Annotated in this window: 15 protein-coding genes and 1 pseudogene; 7 read left to right on the top strand and 9 right to left on the bottom strand. The window is 71.3% G+C overall.

The annotated features are described in order from the left end of the window. Positions 1–118: 118 nt before the first annotated feature. The 5 genes from ACRAKF_RS24055 to ACRAKF_RS24035 form a co-directional block, all read right to left on the bottom strand. Entirely contained in the window at positions 119–1,171 is a 1,053-nt protein-coding gene (locus tag ACRAKF_RS24055; RefSeq protein ID WP_447039461.1) for a BMP family lipoprotein, read from the bottom strand. A 276-nt stretch (positions 1,172–1,447) separates the two neighbouring features. Further along, positions 1,448–2,536 carry a BMP family lipoprotein gene (locus ACRAKF_RS24050; protein WP_447039460.1) on the bottom strand — a complete coding sequence of 363 codons (1,089 nt, stop codon included), beginning with the start codon at positions 2,534–2,536 and terminating at the stop codon, positions 1,448–1,450. Between the two features lie 229 nt (positions 2,537–2,765). Beyond that, entirely contained in the window at positions 2,766–4,028 is a 1,263-nt protein-coding gene (locus ACRAKF_RS24045; protein ID WP_447042141.1) for an amidohydrolase, read from the bottom strand. 214 nt (positions 4,029–4,242) lie between these two features. Continuing rightward, on the bottom strand, positions 4,243–4,887 hold the full coding sequence (locus ACRAKF_RS24040) for a response regulator transcription factor (protein ID WP_447039459.1): 645 nt from the start codon (positions 4,885–4,887) through the stop codon (positions 4,243–4,245). Then, complete coding sequence (locus ACRAKF_RS24035; protein WP_447039458.1) at positions 4,875–6,053, bottom strand: sensor histidine kinase; 1,179 nt, start codon at positions 6,051–6,053, stop codon at positions 4,875–4,877. Before ACRAKF_RS24035 ends, ACRAKF_RS24040 begins: the two co-directional genes overlap by 13 nt. A 367-nt stretch (positions 6,054–6,420) precedes the next feature. On the opposite strand from ACRAKF_RS24035, the gene ACRAKF_RS24030 reads away from it, so the two are divergent. Continuing rightward, positions 6,421–6,588 (top strand): hypothetical protein, encoded by a 168-nt coding sequence (locus ACRAKF_RS24030; protein WP_447039456.1) that lies wholly within the window; start codon positions 6,421–6,423, stop codon positions 6,586–6,588. A 27-nt stretch (positions 6,589–6,615) separates the two neighbouring features. On the opposite strand, the gene ACRAKF_RS24025 is transcribed toward ACRAKF_RS24030, so the two are convergent. Continuing rightward, complete coding sequence (locus ACRAKF_RS24025; RefSeq protein WP_447039455.1) at positions 6,616–7,236, bottom strand: TetR/AcrR family transcriptional regulator; 621 nt, start codon at positions 7,234–7,236, stop codon at positions 6,616–6,618. Positions 7,237–7,388: 152 nt separating this feature from the next. Between ACRAKF_RS24025 and ACRAKF_RS24020 the strand changes: the two genes are divergently transcribed. The 4 genes from ACRAKF_RS24020 to ACRAKF_RS24005 all read left to right on the top strand — a co-directional run bounded on the left by ACRAKF_RS24020 (position 7,389) and on the right by ACRAKF_RS24005 (position 13,056). Beyond that, a complete protein-coding gene (locus ACRAKF_RS24020) occupies positions 7,389–8,306 on the top strand; it encodes an ABC transporter permease (protein ID WP_447039454.1) in 918 nt (305 codons plus the stop codon). Beyond that, complete coding sequence (locus tag ACRAKF_RS24015) at positions 8,299–9,093, top strand: ABC transporter ATP-binding protein (RefSeq protein WP_447039452.1); 795 nt, start codon at positions 8,299–8,301, stop codon at positions 9,091–9,093. The genes ACRAKF_RS24020 and ACRAKF_RS24015 overlap by 8 nt, the downstream gene beginning before the upstream one ends. A gap of 88 nt (positions 9,094–9,181) precedes the next feature. Continuing rightward, complete coding sequence (locus ACRAKF_RS24010; RefSeq protein ID WP_447039451.1) at positions 9,182–11,383, top strand: CDP-glycerol glycerophosphotransferase family protein; 2,202 nt, start codon at positions 9,182–9,184, stop codon at positions 11,381–11,383. After that, the gene (locus tag ACRAKF_RS24005) at positions 11,380–13,056 is read left to right on the top strand and encodes a glycosyltransferase family 2 protein (RefSeq protein ID WP_447039450.1); all 1,677 of its coding nucleotides are present in this window, start codon (positions 11,380–11,382) and stop codon (positions 13,054–13,056) included. Before ACRAKF_RS24010 ends, ACRAKF_RS24005 begins: the two co-directional genes overlap by 4 nt. Before the next feature lie 57 nt (positions 13,057–13,113). Here ACRAKF_RS24005 and ACRAKF_RS24000 read toward each other — a convergent pair whose 3' ends face one another. Then, positions 13,114–13,518: an ATP-binding protein gene (locus ACRAKF_RS24000; RefSeq protein WP_447039449.1), complete on the bottom strand. Its 405-nt coding sequence runs from the start codon at positions 13,516–13,518 to the stop codon at positions 13,114–13,116. 157 nt (positions 13,519–13,675) lie between these two features. Here ACRAKF_RS24000 and ACRAKF_RS23995 point away from each other — a divergent pair, with 157 nt between their 5' ends. After that, positions 13,676–14,218 (top strand): GntR family transcriptional regulator, encoded by a 543-nt coding sequence (locus ACRAKF_RS23995; RefSeq protein ID WP_447039448.1) that lies wholly within the window; start codon positions 13,676–13,678, stop codon positions 14,216–14,218. Continuing rightward, positions 14,215–14,997: a GntR family transcriptional regulator gene (locus ACRAKF_RS23990; RefSeq protein WP_447039447.1), complete on the top strand. Its 783-nt coding sequence runs from the start codon at positions 14,215–14,217 to the stop codon at positions 14,995–14,997. The genes ACRAKF_RS23995 and ACRAKF_RS23990 overlap by 4 nt, the downstream gene beginning before the upstream one ends. On the opposite strand, the gene ACRAKF_RS23985 is transcribed toward ACRAKF_RS23990, so the two are convergent. Both ACRAKF_RS23985 and ACRAKF_RS23980 read right to left on the bottom strand, forming a co-directional pair. After that, positions 14,987–15,544 carry a GtrA family protein gene (locus ACRAKF_RS23985; RefSeq protein WP_447039445.1) on the bottom strand — a complete coding sequence of 186 codons (558 nt, stop codon included), beginning with the start codon at positions 15,542–15,544 and terminating at the stop codon, positions 14,987–14,989. The two genes, ACRAKF_RS23990 and ACRAKF_RS23985, sit on opposite strands and share 11 nt — an antisense overlap. 296 nt (positions 15,545–15,840) lie before the next feature. Beyond that, positions 15,841–16,617 (bottom strand): annotated as a pseudogene (locus ACRAKF_RS23980) (polyprenol monophosphomannose synthase); the annotation flags it as partial. Positions 16,618–16,662: the final 45 nt, after the last annotated feature.

The following is a 16,662-nucleotide window of genomic DNA, read 5'->3' as shown; positions in this document are numbered from 1 at the left end:
CCCGTACGAAGTGTCTTGGTACGAGGGGAAATCGGGCCGCGGTCCGCGCGAACGGGGCGCGGGGTGAACCATCGTCCCCCACACCCCGTCGCACGGACATCCCGCTGCCGTCACGCCGTCACGGCGTGGCCTTGACCTTGATCTTTCCGTCCTTGATGCCCGCCTCGGCCTTCTCGAGGGCGCTCTGGACGTCCTTCATGGCCATGAACTCGGGGTTCGACTCCGCGAGCGCGACACCGCCGGACTTGAGGTCGGCGCGGACGACGCCGCCCTTGGCGGTGCCGTCCTCGACGGCCTTCGCCAGGTTGTAGACCGAGCCCGCGACGTCCTTGGTGGCCGACGTCAGGATGTGCTTCTTGTACTTGGCGAGCGCGTCCTGCTTGTACTGGTCGGAGTCGACGCCGATCGCCCAGATCTTCTTGGCGGCGGCGGCCTCGATGACACCCTGACCGGAGAGGCCCGCGGCGTGGTAGACCACGTCGGCGCCCTTCTCGATCTGGCCCTGCGCGGCCGTCTTGCCCTTGTCGGGGCTGGAGAAGCCGCCGTCCTCGGCCTTCTCCGTCAGGTACTGCTTGACGACCTTGACCTTGGGGTTCGTGTCCTTCACGCCCTGCGCGAAGCCCGCCTCGAACTTGTGGATGAGCGGGACGTCCACGCCGCCGATGAAGCCGACGGTCTTGGACTTGGTGGTCTTGGCGGCGGCGACACCCGCGAGGTAGGACGCCTCCTGCTCGCTGAAGACCAGGTCGGCGACGTTGTCCGCCTTGACGGTCTCGTCGTCGACGATGCCGAAGGTGGTCTTCGGGAACTTCTCCGCGACCTCCTTGATGGCGGGCGCGTAGGCGTAGCCGACACCGATGACGGGGTTGTAGCCCTGCTTGGCGAGCTGCGTCAGGCGCTGCGTCTTGTCGGCGTCGGACTCGCCGTCGACCGGCTCGACGGCCTTCTCGCCGGTCTTGAACTCCGCGGCGGCCTTCTTCATGCCCGCGGTGGCGGCATCGTTGAAGGACTGGTCGCCGGCGCCACCGACGTCGTAGGCGATGGCGACGCCCTTGTTCTTGTCGTCCTTGCTCGCGGCGGCGTCGCTTGACGTGCCACCACAGGCGGAGACGGAGACGGCAAGGGCTGCGGTCGCGGCGCCCGCGACAGCTATTCGAGACACCCGGCGCATAGAGACGAACTCCTTAGTACAAGCAAGTACAAGCACGCAACAGCGCCTCACCTGGCGCTGATTTCGCCGCAGCGTAACGCGCGTAGACCTGACATAAGAACCCTTCTGTCCGGTCCGTTATCGAGCTGTGGCCACGCGGCGTCGCGGGGGTGTCGGGGGCGCGAACACGCCAAGGGCGTCCCCGTGACGGGGGACGCCCAAGTGGCAGAGGACGTGCTACGTAAAACCTGCGGCCGGCGCGCGGCGGGGTGGCGGCCCCGTCCGCGGAGTCGCGGCCTACGGGACGGTCTTGACCTCGACCTTGCCGCTGATGACGTCCTGCTCGGCCTTCTCCACCGCGGCGACGACGTCCTTCATCGCCCGGTACTTCGGGTTGGAGTCGGCGAACCCGACCCGTCCGGACTTGAGGTCGTAGCGCTGCTCGCCCTTCATCGGCTTGCCCTCGACGACCGACTTCGACAGGTCGTACACCGCGCCGCCGACGTCCTTCAGCGCGGAGCCGAGGATGTGGTCCTTGTACTTGGCGAGCGCCTTCTGCTCGTACTGGTCGGAGTCGACGCCGATCGCCCACTTCTTCTGCGAGCCGACCTCCTGGATGACGCCCTGCCCGGAGAGGCCGGCGGCGTGGTAGATCACGTCGGCGCCCGCCTCGATCTGCCCGCTCGCCGCGTTCTGCCCCTTGTCGGGGCTGGAGAAGCCGCCTTCCTCGGGCTTCTCCGTCAGATAACGCTTCTCGATCTCGATCTTCGGATCGACGGATTTCACGCCCTGCACGAATCCGGCCTCGAATTTATGGATGAGCGGAATGTCCACTCCGCCGATGAATCCGACGTGCTTGGCCTTGCTGGCCTTCGCGGCGGCCACGCCCGCCAGATAGGAACCCTGCTCCTCGTGGAACACGAGATCGGCGACGTTGTCGGCCTTCACGGTGTTGTCGTCGATGATCCCGAAAGTGGTCTTCGGGTACTTCTTCGCGGCCGCCTCGACGGCGGGCGCGTAGACGAAGCCGACGCCGATCACCGGGTCGTAGCCCTGCCTGGCGAGCTGTTCGAGGCGCTGCACCTTGTCGGCGCTGGACTCGCCGTCACCCGGCTCCATGTCCACGCCGCCGATCTTGAACTCCTTGCGGGCCTTGTCGTAGCCGCTGAAGGCCGCGTCGTTGAAGGACTGGTCGCCCTGCCCGCCGATGTCGTACGCGAGACCGATGCCCTTGCCCTTGTACGAGGACGAACCCGTGGACCCCTTGCCGTCCTTGCCGTCGTCGTCCTTGGACGCCTCGCTGCTCGTCTTGCCGCACGCGGAAGCCGCGAGGGCGAGGGACGCCACCGCCACGGCCACTTGGGAAAGTTTCGATACACGACGCATAGGACGTACTCCTTACGTTCCCCAACGCACCGATGACGGCGTTGATTTCGGCGCACATTAACGCGCGTAGAAAGGGAGGGGAACGGGTTTTCGCACGGCCGTTACCCATTCGTGCCGAGCGTCGGTTACGTCCGGGTGAGGCCGGGGAGAAAGGAGCGCCGCGTGGGGCGCCCCTCTGTCCCCTTCGCCTCTCTCCCCTTCGCCTCTCTCCCCTCGGCCCTGCCCTGGATCACATGCGCGCGGTGTCCAGGAGGGCCGCCGCGGTGAAGAGCTCGACGCCGACCGTGATCGCCGACTCGTCCGCGTCGAAGTCGCCCTGGTGCAGGTCCCGGACCCCGCGCTCCCCCGGCTTGCGCACGCCGAGCCGGGCCATGGCGCCGGGCACGTGCTCCAGGTACCAGGAGAAGTCCTCGCCGCCGAGGCTCTGCTCGGTGCTCTCCACGGAGAGCGGGCCGCGCCGCGCGACCATGGCGTCCCGCAGCAGGTCGGCGGCGCCGGGGGCGTTGTCGACGGGCGGCACGCCCCGTACGTAGTTGACCTCCAGCTTGGCGCGGTACTGGTCGGCGACCTCCTGGATGGCGCCGTGCACCAGGTCGGGCGCCTCCCGCCAGGTCTTGAGGTCCAGGCAGCGCACGGTCCCCGCGAGCTCGGCGTGCTGCGGCACGACGTTGGGGGCGTGGCCCGACTCGATGCGGCCCCACGTCAGCGAGAGGCCCGAGCGGGCGTCGACGCGGCGGGCCACGAGGAAGGGGACCTCGGTGGCGACCTTGGCCACGGCGGTCACGATGTCGGTGGTGAGGTGCGGGCGCGCGGTGTGCCCGCCGGGCCCGTCGAGCATGATCTCCAGGCGGTCGCAGGCGGAGGTGATCGGGCCGTGCCGCAGCCCGATGCGGCCCGCGTCGACGCGGGGGTCGCAGTGCACGGCGAGGATCTTGCCGACGCCTTCGAGGACGCCCGCCTTGATGGCGTCGGCGGCGCCGCCCGGCAGCACCTCCTCGGCGGGCTGGAAGACCAGCCGCACCGGAAAGGGCAGCTGGCCCTTCGCCGCCAGGTCGGCGAGGACGATGCCGGTGCCGAGGACCACGGTGGTGTGCACGTCGTGGCCACAGGCGTGGGCGCGGTCGGGCACGGTGGAGCGGTACGGCACGCCGCGCTTGGTGTCGGGGATGGGCAGCGCGTCGATGTCGGCGCGCAGGGCGAGCATCGGGCGTACGCCGTCCCACTCCCCGATGTCGCAGACGAGCCCCGTCCCCGCGGGGAGCACCCGGGGCGCGAGGCCCGCCTCCTCCAGGCGGGCCTTGATGGCCGCGGTGGTACGGAACTCCTGGTTGCCGAGCTCCGGGTGCATGTGGAGGTCACGACGGAAGGCGGTGAGCTCGACGCGCAGCGGTTCGGGCAGCGCGCCGGGAAGCGATTCCGCGGGAAGCGACTCCCCGGGAGCGGGCTCCGTTCCTGACACGTCGTCGGACTCCTCTTCGGACGCACGGGACATCAGTTGGTTCACCCTCTGAAGGGTAGGGCTGAGCGGCGGTCAACTGACCCACGATCAACAAAAGTTCAGCCCGTTAGGGGAAGAATTTCTGGCCTCATGGCGCATGGCCACTGGTCGAGATGGGTAAACTTTTACGCCCTCACGGGGGATGTGCGGGCCGTGACCAGCGGAAAGCAACGGGCAAGGGCGTGGCCGGGCGCTACACCGCCAGGCGCTACCCCTTGTTCAGATACGCCAGGACCGCCAGCACCCGCCGGTGTCCGCTGTCGCTCGGCGGCAGCCCCAGCTTCGCGAAGACGTTGCCGATGTGTTTGCTGACCGCGCGGTCCGAGACGACGAGGAGCGACGCGATCGTGGCGTTGTCCCTGCCCTCGGCCATGAGCTGGAGCACCTCGCGCTCGCGGGGCGTGAGGGAGTCGATGGGGTCGTCGCGGCGCCGCGTGAGCAGTTCCGTCACGACCTCCGGGTCGAGCGCGGTGCCCCCGTCGGCCACCCGCTCCAGGGCGTCGAGGAACTCCTCGACCCGGCCCACGCGGTCCTTCAGCAGATAGCCGACACCGCTCGCGCCCCCGCCGAGCAGCTCGGCCGCGTACGTCTCCTCGACGTACTGGGAGAGGACGAGCACCGGGAGGCCCGGCAGCCGGGCGCGGGCCGCGATGGCCGCCCGCAGGCCCTCGTCCCGGAAGCCCGGCGGCATCCGTACGTCCAGGACGGCGACGTCCGGCCGGTGTTCGAGGAGGGCGGGCAGCACCTCGGGCCCGCTGGAGGCGACCGCCGCCACCTCGTGCCCCGCGGAGGTGAGCAGGAGCACCATGCCCTCCCGCAGCAGGGCGTTGTCCTCGGCGATCACCACGCGCACGGCAGCTCCACTTCGATCACGGTCGGCCCCCCGGCGGGGCTCGTCACGGTCAGGGTCCCGTCGAGGGCGGCGACCCGGCGCCGCATGCCGAGCAGCCCGCTGCCGCCCCGGTCGTCGGCCCCGCCCCGGCCCTCGTCACGTACCGCAATGCCCAACACTTTGCCGGTCCGGGAAAGTTCCACGGTGGCCCGCTCGGAGCCGCTGTGCTTGGCGGCGTTGGTCAGCGCCTCGGCGACGACGAAGTACGCGGCGGCCTCGACCGCCGCCGGGGCCCGTACCGCCTGGCCCGCGGGGTCCTCGACGCCCTCCGCGGTGACCGTCACGTCGAGTCCGCTGCCCGCGGCCAGCGCCCGGACGGCGCCGAGGAGACCGCGGTCGGTGAGGATCGGCGGGTGGATGCCGCGCACGACGTGCCGCAGCTCGGTCAGCGCCTCCTCGGCCTGTTCCTGTGCGTCGTCGAGGAGTTTCCGCGCGGCCGCGGGGTCCTTGTCGTAGGCACGGCGGGCGAGCCCGACCCGCATCGACAGGGCGACGAGCCGCGCCTGCGTCCCGTCGTGCAGGTCCCGTTCGATGCGCCGCAGCTCGGCGCCGTGCGCGGCGACGGCGCCGGCCCGCGTGACGGTCAGCTCCTCGACGCGCTGGGCGAGGCCCGCGTTGCGCCGGGCCTCCGGGGAGGGCAGCAGCAGGGCACGCGACCAGGCGGCGTCCAGGTCGGCGAGGCGGCCGAGCAGCGGCAGGGCCACGGGCCGCTGCCGCAGGAGCCCGCACCAGAAGCCGTCGATGAACAGGCCGAGGAGGAACAGGGGGACGGCCACGTACAACAGGGCCAGGCCGTACACGAAGTGGGCGACGAGCCACCGCAGGTCACGCCAGGTGCCGGGGTCCTTGAGGGCGATGTTCACGCGCTCGCGCACGCCGCCGGTGAGCGGAGGGTAGGCCTCGGGGACGGGTTCGCCGGTCCAGTCGGCGACCAGGCGCCGCTTCAGGCCGCTGGTCCTGCGCAGCAGCAGCACGGTCTCGGGCAGCACGGCGGCGCCGACCACGAGCAGCATGACGGCGGCGGTGAAGAGGATCAGCGCCATGAAGAGGTACGAGAGAAGGGCGAGCCCGGCCGCCTTGCCGAGCTGCGCCATGGCCTGCCCGGCCGCCCCCACTGTCGCTTTCATGCGGTCAGGCTAGGGCCTGTCGTTTGGATCAGGTCGGCTGGAGGGGTGGTGCCTTTCGGCTGGCCTGAGCGGGGTCTGGTGCGTGCAGCTGCAAGGCGGAGGAGGGCGACAACGCGGAGCGTTGGCAACTGACGACAACGCCGCAGATGTGCGTGCCAGGGCCCGCGACGCCGAGATGATCCAAACGACAGGCCCTGGGTCACCGCTCGGGCGCGGTCGGGTGGGTGGGATCTCCCGCCATGGTGGAGCGCGCTACACCATGGCTTCGGGAGGGCGCGCCCTCGTGACGGGGGCGCGGATACGGGAGAGTTGCCCCAGGTCACCGCATGAGGCGGCGGCCGACGCTCCCCCGGAAGGATCGACTCCCATGAGGCCCCTGCTCTGGCTGGTCTTCTCGCTCGCGCTCGCCACCAACGTGTTGCTGAGCTTCACGCCCTGGGACGGCGTGACCCGCGTGCTCATGAGCGTCGGCACGGGCGTCGTGGTGCTGTCGGCGGGCGCGGGCCTGTACGCCATGCGGCGGCGCGACGCCTGACGTCTGCCGCGGCCGGGCACAGAGTGCTCAGAGTGCGCGCAGCGCGGCGGCCGTAGCCGTCGCGAGGCGCCCCAGGTATCCCTCGGGCAGCTCCGCGCGGACCACCACGGAGCGCCAGTAGAGCGGCCCCGACACCAGGTCGAGGGCCAGTTCCTGGTCGACGCCCGCGCGCAGCTCGCCCCGCTCGACGGCGGCCCCCACGATGCCGCTCGCCACCCCGTACTGCCCCTCGCGCAGCGCCTTCTGGAGGGCTTCGGCGATCTCGGGGTTGCGGGCGGCCTCGGCCTGGAGGTCGGGGATGACCTGCGAGGCCACGGGGTGCCGCAGCGCGCGCGAGGTCACCTCGTACAGGAGCCGCAGGTCGCCCTCCAGGGAGCCGGTGTCCGGCGCGGGCAGGCCCTGCACCGCGACGGCCGACACGAGGTCGAGCACGAGGTGCAGTTTGGAGCGCCAGCGGCGGTAGACGGCGGTCTTGCCGACGCCCGCGCGGCGGGCGATGCCCTCGATGGACATGCGGGCGTACCCCACGGAGGCCAGCTCCCCGAAGACGGCGGCCCGGATCGCCTCGGTCTTGTCCTCGCGGAGCACGGCGGCTCCGGCGGGGGCCCTGCGGCGCGGCTGTTCACCCTGTGGCCTGCTCGTCGTCATACGGACAGCATAGAACGGGACGACGATACGGTTGCGTTCCGACGTGCCGAGGTCCTACTGTCGGCGTTGCGACGATACGGGCCCGTCCCGTCGTAGCCCGTCCCGTCGTGCGCACCGCCGTCCACTCCCCGCCCCCCGAGAAAGCAGCGGATGTGAGCCAGGTCCTCGACACACCGCCCCACCAAGCGCCGCCGGCCGCGGAACTCTCGCCCGCCGAGCTCGCCGCCCTGCACGGCCTGACCGTCAGCGGCGCCCGCCCCTCCCTGCCCGCCTACGTGCGGCAGCTCTGGCAGCGCCGCCACTTCATCACCGCCTTCGCGACCGCCAAGCTGACCGCCCAGTACAGCCAGGCGAAGCTGGGCCAGGTGTGGCAGGTGATGACGCCGCTGCTCAACGCGGCGGTCTACTACTTCATCTTCGGCGTCCTGATGGACACCAAGCACGACGTCGAGGACTACGTCCCGTTCCTGGTCACCGGCGTCTTCGTCTTCACGTTCACGCAGGCGTCGGTGATGGCGGGCACGCGCGCCATCTCCGGCAGCCTCGGCCTGGTCCGCGCCCTGCACTTCCCACGGGCGTCGCTGCCCATCTCGTACTGCCTCCAGCAGCTCCAGCAGCTCCTGTTCTCCATGTGCGCGCTGATCGTGATCCTGCTCTGCTTCGGCGTCCCGCCGACGGTGTACTGGCTGCTCGCGCCGCCCGTGCTCGCGCTCCAGTTCACGTTCAACACCGGACTGGCGCTCGCCATGGCCAGGATCGGCAGCAAGACGCCGGACATCGCGCAGCTCATGCCGTTCGTGCTGCGCACCTGGATGTACGCGTCCGGGGTGATGTGGAGCCTCGACGCGGTCCTCGCCGACCGGAACCTGCCGCAGGTCCTGCGGGTCCTGCTGGAGTGCAATCCGGCCGCCGTCTACATCGACCTGATGCGGTTCGCGCTGATCGACAGCTTCTCCTACCACCAGCTCCCGCACCTCGCATGGGCGTGGGCGACCGGCTGGGCCGTGCTCGCGGGGGTCGGCGGGTTCCTCTACTTCTGGAAGGCAGAGGAGACGTACGGCCGTGGCTGAGACCGGAACGCGGGAACCCGCACCCACCGTCATCGTCGACGAGGTCGACATCGTCTACCGCGTGCACGGCGCGGGCGCCACCGCGGGCCGCGGTGCCGCGACCGCCGCGCTCGGCCGCATCCTGAAGCGCGGCGGGGACCGCGGCGTCCGTACGGTGCACGCCGTCAGGAACGTGTCCTTCACCGCCCGCAAGGGCGAGGCCATCGGGCTGATCGGCACCAACGGCTCCGGCAAGTCGACGCTGCTCAAGGCGGTCGCGGGGCTGCTGCCCGTCGAGCACGGCCGGATCTTCACCGACGGCCAGCCCTCCCTGCTCGGCGTGAACGCGGCCCTGATGAACGACCTGACCGGCGAGCGCAACGTCCACCTGGGCGGCCTCGCCATGGGCATGTCCCGCGAGCAGATCAAGCAGCGCTACGAGGACATCGTCGACTTCTCCGGCATCAACGAGAAGGGCGACTTCATCACCCTGCCGATGCGCACGTACTCCTCCGGCATGGCGGCCCGCCTGCGCTTCTCCATCGGCTCCGCCAAGGACCACGACGTCCTGCTCATCGACGAGGCGCTGGCCACGGGTGACCGCTCCTTCCAGAAGCGCTCCGAGGCCCGCATCCGCGAGCTGCGGGAGCGCGCGGGCACGGTCTTTTTGGTCAGCCACAACAACAAGTCGATCCGCGACACCTGCGACCGCGTGCTGTGGCTGGAGCGCGGCGAGCTGCGCATGGACGGCCCCACGCGGGACGTCCTGAAGGAGTACGAGGCGTTCACGGGCGGCGGCAAGGGCTGACCCACCCCAGGGCGGCGGCCGTCCCTTTTGTCGCATCCATGCGTGCGTCCCTACACTAGGGGAGCGTCTCGCAACAGAAGGAGTGCGCGTGCAGCCACGGCTGAGTGTCATCGTCCACGGGCGGAACGTCCAGGGCCGGCTGGGGGCCTGTCTGGACGCCCTGACGGCGCAGGCGTCGGAGTCCTTCGAGGTGGTCGTGGCCGCGGTGGGCGCCTCAGCGCAGGACGCGGCGGCCGACAGGACCGGCGTGAGTGTCGTCCCGCTGCCCGAGGGCACGGACGACGGAGCGGCGCGCACCGCGGGCGCCGAGCGTGCGGCCGGCCGGTGGCTGCACTTCGTGCACAGCAAGGACACCGTGCCGACGGGCGCGCCCCGCACCGTCGCCGACCGCGTGGCCGAGCTGCCGGACGGCGTGGACGTCCTCGTCGTCGACCACGTCCGCTCGACGTGGCGGCACCAGGGGATGCCGAGCCCCGACGGCAGGATCCTCGCCCGGCAGGGCCGCCGCGACCTGCCGCTCGCGGACTGCCCCGACCTGCTGAAGGCCGCCCCGCTGCTCGGCAACCGGATACTGCGGGCCGACTTCTGGCGGGCCCACCGCACGGAACTGGCGGTGTCCGACGAGAGGTTCGCCGCGTACGCCTCGCTGCTCGTCGCGGAGCGCGTCGCGGCGCTCGACCACATCGCCCTGAACGTCCTTGAGCTACGCGCGCAGAGCATCCCCTCGGGGCCGCCGGAGCGGCGGTACGAGGTCATCGACCGTTACGAGGCGCTCCTCGCCCTGGCCATGGACGTCGGCACGGGCCCGGCGCCGCTCGCCGCGCTCTACGACCGCATGCTCGGCGACTGCCTGCGCGTCATCGCCCGGGAGCCCCTGCCCGACCCGGTGCGCAGGGAGTTCTTCCACCGCGCGGCGCGCGCCGCCGTGGCGTGGCGCCCCGAGGGCCATCAGCACCCCGGCGGCCTCGACGGCGTGCGGCGCCGCATCCTCGAAGAGGACGCGTACACGAAGTACCGCACGTTCCAGACCGCCAACCGGCAGCGGCGCAGGCTCGGGGCGGCGCTCCTCTCGCGCAAGCACAAGGTGGGCCTGAAGGTCCGCGACCTGCGCTACCGCAGGGATCTTGAGCGTCCCGTCGACCCGCACCTCGCGGTCTTCACGGCGTACTGGGACCGCGGCGTCGCCTGCAACCCGGCGGCCGTGGCGGCCGAGCTCGCCGTACTCGCCCCGCACATCCACCGGGTCTGGGTGGTCTCGGCGGCGAACGTACCGCTGCTGCCGCCCGGCACCGACCACGTCGTGCCCGGCACACGCCGCTACTGGGAGGTCCTGGCCCGCGCCAAGTACCTGGTGAACAACGTCAACTTCCCCAACGCGGTCGTGAAGCGCCCCGACGCCGTCCACGTCCAGACCCACCACGGCACGCCGCTCAAGCGCATGGGCCTGGACCAGCTCGACTACCCGGCGGCCGCCAAGGGCCTGAACTTCCACAGCCTGCTCGAACGCGTCGACAAGTGGGACTACAGCGTCTCCGCCAACAGCCACTCCACGCAGATGTGGGAGCGCGCCTACCCCTCGCACTACACGTCCCTGGACTACGGCTATCCGCGCAACGACGTCTTCTACGGCGCGACGGCCGCCGACATCCGCGCGATCCGCGAGAGGCTCGGCATCGCGCCGGGCAGGCGGGCCATCCTCTACGCGCCCACCCACCGGGACTACGAGGCCGCCTGGACCCCGCGCCTCGACCTGGCCACGCTCGCGGACCGCCTCGGCGAGGACACCGTCCTCCTGGTCCGCGGCCACTACTTCTACGGCGGGGCGACCTCGCCGCTCGCGGGCCTGCGCAGGAGGGGCCGCGTCATCGACGTCTCGTCGTACGACCCGGTGGAGGACCTGTGCCTGGCCGCCGACGCACTGATCACGGACTACTCCTCGATCATGTTCGACTACGCCAACCTGGACCGCCCGATCGTGGTCTACGCCGACGACTGGGAGACGTACGCCACGACGCGTGGCGTCTACTTCGACCTGCTGGCCGAGGCTCCCGGCCACGTGGCGCGCACGCAGGACGAGCTGACGGAACTGTTCACCTCGGACGCCTGGCGCGACGACGAGGCGGCCAAGGCACGGGAGGTGTTCCGCAGGCGCTTCTGCGAGTACGACGACGGGCGCGCGGCCGAGCGGGTCGTGCGCCGCGTCTTCCTCGGCGAGAGCGAGGCGTCCCTGCCGCCCGTGACCCCCGTCGACGAGCGCACCCCGGCACCGACGCCCGAGGAGGCGGTATGAACACGCTGCCCGACGTGACGGTCACGGTGATCGTCTACAACGACGCGGAGCGGCTGCCGCGCGCGGTGGCGTCGCTGCGCCGCCAGACGCACGGGAACATCGAGATCATCATCAGCGACGACCACTCGACGGACGCGACGCCGGCCGTGGCACGGCGGCTGGCCTCGGAGGACGACCGCGTCACGTACCTGCGCCTGCCGGAGAACAGCGGCGGGTGCAGCGCGCCGCGCAACCGCGCCCTGGACATCGCGCGCGCCCCGTACCTGATGTTCCTGGACAGCGACGACGAACTCCCCGAGCGGGCGGTGGAGCTGCTGCTCGCCGCGCACGCCGAGGCGGACGTGGACTTCACGATGGGCGCGGTGGAGCGCGTACGGGTGGACACGGGCCGCACCTCCACCTGGATGCCGCACCTGGTGGCGGAGCGCCGCACGGTGCGGGGCATCGAGGCGGAACCGTCCCTGTTCTTCGAGCACCTGTCGACGAGCAAGATGTACCGCAGGGACTTCCTGGACAGGAACGATCTCCGCTTCCCGGAGGGCATCCACTACGAGGACCAGCTCTTCTCCGCCCAGGCGTACTGCCTGGCGCGGGCCTTCACGGTGATCCCGGACCCCGTCTACCGCTGGTACATAGCCCCCTTCGAGGCGGCGGAGTCGGCGTCGATCTCCAACCAGCGCCACAAGCTGACGAACGTCCGGGACCGCGTGCACGTGCAGCGCCTGATCGACGGCTTCCTGTTCTCCAGCGGCCACGCGGACGTGAAGGAGGCCAAGGACTACAAGTTCCTCAAGCACGACTTCCGGATGTACGCGGGTGACCTGCCCTTCCGTGACGATGAGTGGCTGCGGGGCTTCGCGGAGACCGTGAACCCGTACCTGGCGGAGCTGTCCCCCGGCGCGTACGCCCGTCTGCCGCGCGCCGAGCGGGTCGTCATCCAGCTCGTACGGGACGGCCGGCCGGCGGAGGCGCGGCTGGCGGCGCGGGGCCTGGGCCACGGGGTCGCGCCCCGCGAGACGTCGCTGGACGCGGAGGGCCGCGTGTACTGGGGCCCAAAGGTCCCTTCATCCCCTCCTTCCCGCACGGAGCTGGAGGTGACGGACCTGGGCCTGGACTCCCGCCCCTTCGCGAGCGCGCAGTTCCGCCACGAGATCACGCGGGTGGAGCGCGGCCCGGGAGCCTCGATCGACCTCACGATCCGCACGTACGACCCGGGCCTGCGGCTGCCGGTGGGCCCGCAGGTGGCGACCCTGCTCCTGGCTCCCGGCCGCCGCCGGATGCAGGCCGCCTTCCGCCTGGACCCGGTCCGCCCGGGTGTCTTCGAGGGCTCGGCCCGCCTGGACCTGGCGCGGGCCCCGCTCCCGGCCAACGGCTTCGAGGGCACGCGCCACCCGGTCCTGCTCCTCACCTCGGGCCGCCTGCGCAACACGTCGCTGCTCCTGGCCCCGCTGTCGTTCCCGCCCTTCAAGGCCCGGATCGGCTACCGGGGCGGCACGACCCCCCACGAGGTCACGGTGGAACCGGAAGGCCGAGGCGCGGGCCGCCTGCAACTCCGCTGGGCCCCGGTGGGCGTAACGGCCCACATCATCCGCCCTTTGGCCCGCCGGGCGGGGACGAGGACGGTCTCCCGCATCCGAGAAGCGGCCCGCCTGGCAGCCGGCGCGCTCCGCTGACACGCTCCCGGCCGGCCCGGCTCCCCTCTCCGCCCATCCGGCAGAGGAAACCGTCCGCTACCCCGCCCCGTCGACGGCCAAGCCCGCCTTGAAGACGAGCCACACCGTTTTGCCGGGATCGTGCAACGTAACGCCGAAGTCATCGCCGAGCGCTTGCGCCAGAAAGAGCCCCCGCCCGCCTACCTCTTCAACGTCTTGGCGCGGCACATCCACACGCCCGCCCCCGCTGTCGCGGACTTCGACACGGATGAGCGGCCCATCGGCCACGAGCCGCACGCTGAACTCCCGCCCCGGCGGTACCCCGTGCAGCACGGCGTTCGACGCGAGTTCGGAGACACAGAGCCGGATGTCGTCCCGCCGATCAGCAACGCCCCAATCGGTGAGCACCTCGACACTGAAGGCACGCGCGGCCCGTACAGAGCTGCGGGCGCGAGGAAATCGATGTTGCCGTGACAAAGCCACGGTGAACCACCGCCTTGTTCTTGAGCCTGCACGATCTCGCGCGAACGTATCGCTTTTCGCGAAAAGCGGCAAGGATAGGCCAACGTGGCCACCCTCTGTGATTCGCTTAGCGTGTAGAGCGGCAAGGCTCACCGCATCGGCCACACAGGAGGACACCGTGAGCGACAGCACTTGGGTCAGCACCTCAATGCCCTACCTGGCGCCACGCGAGAAGGGGCAGTCCGACGCCTGGGCCGCCGAGGCCGCAGCCCGGGGCGGAAAGGGCAGCCAGCGCATCGTGCACGCCGGCGAAGCGCCCGCGTCGGACGAGGTCGCCGCTCTGCTCGGCACGGCCGCCGGCGACACCGTCGTCGTACGCCGCCGAATCATCGAACTTGACGAGCTTCCCTGCGAGTTGACGGACACCTACTACCCCGCCGACATCGCCCGCGGCACCCGCCTCGCCGAGACCGGCAAGATCCGCGGCGGAGCCGTGACCCTCCTCGCCGAGCTGGGCCACATCGGCGTACGCGTCCGCGAGGACGTGACGGCCCGCATGCCCGACGCCGCCGAGCGGGAAGCCCTACGGCTGGCGCCGGACGAACCCGTCCTCGGGCTGACCCGGGTCACCCTGGACCGCGACGACCGCCCGATCCAGGTCGACATGATGGTCATGCCCGCCCACCGCCAAAGGCTGCGCTACGAGATCGGGATCGGATGACAGTGCCCCATACCGACAACGGCACGACGGACACCGACTACCGCTCCCTGCACGAGCGGATCGCCGCCGATCTCCGGGACGAGATCATGAGCGGCGATCTCGCCCCGGGAGCCAAGCTGGCTTCCACGAACCAGCTCAAAGAGCGGTTCAACGCGTCCAACGCCACGATCCAGAAGGCGCTGCGCCTGCTCAAGGACGAGCGCCTCGTCATCGGGCGCGCGGGGGCATCGGTCACCGTCCGCGAGCACCGGCAGCGGACCGTCCGGCCCGCCTCCTACATGGCCCCTGCGCCCCCTGGAGAGCCCTACCGATGGCTCACCGAGGCCCCCGAGCAGGGTGCCCGGGCGCACAGCACCTTGCTGGAGGTGGCAGAGGTGCTGCCCCCAGCCGACGTCTCGGCGGCCTTGGGCCTCACCGACGGCGAGTCGGCCGTGCTCCGGCGCCAGGTCCTGCACCTCGACGACGAGCCGGCTGAACTGGTCGAGTCGTACTACCCCGTGAGCCTCGCCCACGGCACACCCATCACGGAGAAGCGCAAGATCAAGGGCGGCACCCCGGCTCTCCTCGCCGGCCTGGGCTTTCCGCCTCGCCTGAGCGTCGACCGCGTCTCCGCCAGGATCCCCACCCAGGCGCAGTACCGTGCCCTGCGCCTCCCGACCGATCTGCCCGTGCTGCGGACTCTGCGCGTCGTCCACAGCGACGATCACCGGCCCATCGAGGCCACCGTCATGGTCAAGGCGGGCCACCTGTACGAGCTGCGGTACGAGTTCACCCCCTGACCGCCGGACGAACCGCGGGGTGCTGGAACACCCATGTCCGGTAGACCAGGAAGCGGAACGCCGAGGCCAGGACGATTGACAAGGCCTTGGCGATGTTCGAGCCGAGTGGGCCGCTCATGCCCGCGCCTTCGTACGCCGCGTAGAACAGGACGCTTTCCATCGCCACGCCGATCCCGCTGAAGGCGAAGAAGAGGGCGATCTGGCGTTTGGTGCGTGAGGCGCGGCTCCGGTAGGCGAAGAAGCGGAACCCGAGGTAGTTGGTGCCCATGGCCACGCAGCTCGCCAGGACCGTCGCCGCCATGGCGCCCGAGCCGAGGCCGTGGAGGGCGAGGTTGAAGACGGCCAGGTTCACGGCGACGCCGCTGCCGCCCACCAGGCCGAACTTCAACAACTCCAGGACCAGGAGGCGCAGGCGTACGACGAGCGGGCGACGCGGGGTCGGAGTCGGTGTCGGGGTCGGGGCCGGGGTCAGTGCGGCGGGAGCCGGCGGAGTGACGGGGCGGGCGTCGGTCGGGGCAGCCTGCCGGAGCGTGGCGGGCGGCGTCACCCGCGCGCCCCCGAGGCCCCGCCACCGGACCCGCTCCCCCGCTCACCCAAGCCGCCCCGCTCACCCAAGCCACCGCCCCGGCCATCCGAACCGCCCCGCCCGCCGGAAGCCCCCAGGTCCGAGCCGTCACGCCCGCCCAGGGCCCCCCGGTCACCCGAGCCGTCACACCCGCCCGGAGCCCCCCGCTCACCCGAGCCGTCACACCCGCCCGGAGCCCCCCGACCATCCGAGCCGCCACCCCCGCCCGGAGCCCCCAGGTCCAAGCCGTCACGTCCGCTCAAGGCCCCCAGGCCAGACATCCGCAGCTTCCACGGCATGACGATCGACTCCAGTTGCACCATGAGGTTCATCTTCGATTCGCCGACCGTGCGGTCCTCGAAGTGGATCGGCACCTCCATGACGCCGAAGCCGCGCCGCACCGCCCGGTACTTCATCTCGACCTGGAAGCTGTAGCCCGCGCTGTCCACGGAGTCCAGGTCGATGGCGCGCAGGGCGTCCGCTCGCCAGAGGTTGAAGCCGCCGGTGATGTCGCGGACGCGGGTGCCGAGGATGGTGCCGGCGTAGGCGTTGGCCCAGCGGGAGAGCAGCCTGCGGTGGGCGCCCCAGGCCTCGGAGAGGGAGCCGCCCTGGACGTACCGGCTGCCGATGACGACGCCCGCGTCGGTGGCGAGGGCGACACCGAGGAGCTCGGCGGCCTTGGCGGTGGGGTGGCTGCCGTCGGCGTCCATCTGGAGGACGTAGTGGGCGCCCTCGGCGACGGCCCGCGTCATCCCGGCGGCGTAGGCACGGCCGAGGCCGTCCTTCTCGGTGCGGTGCAGCACGCTCATACGGGCGCTGCCGTACCGCTCGGCGAAGCGTTCGGCGATGGCACCCGTGCCGTCGGGGCTGGAGTCGTCGACGACGAGGAGCCGCAGGCCCGGCAGCGGGAGCGCCATCAGGGCCTCGGCCATGCCGGGCAGGTTCCCCGCCTCGTTGTACGTGGGCATGACCACGGTCAGCGGGGTGGCGGCCCAGGACTCCGGCAGCCGCGCGGCGAGGTCTTCGGAGAGGTTCTCCGGGGGGTTCACGGTCATGGCTCAAGCCCTTCGGTGGTCCGCGGTCGATGGGTCCGGGGACCC

This window comes from Streptomyces sp. DSM 118878 (assembly GCF_052936595.1).
Note: the sequence above shows the minus strand (reverse complement) of the source record. Positions and strands in the feature narration are given on the sequence as shown.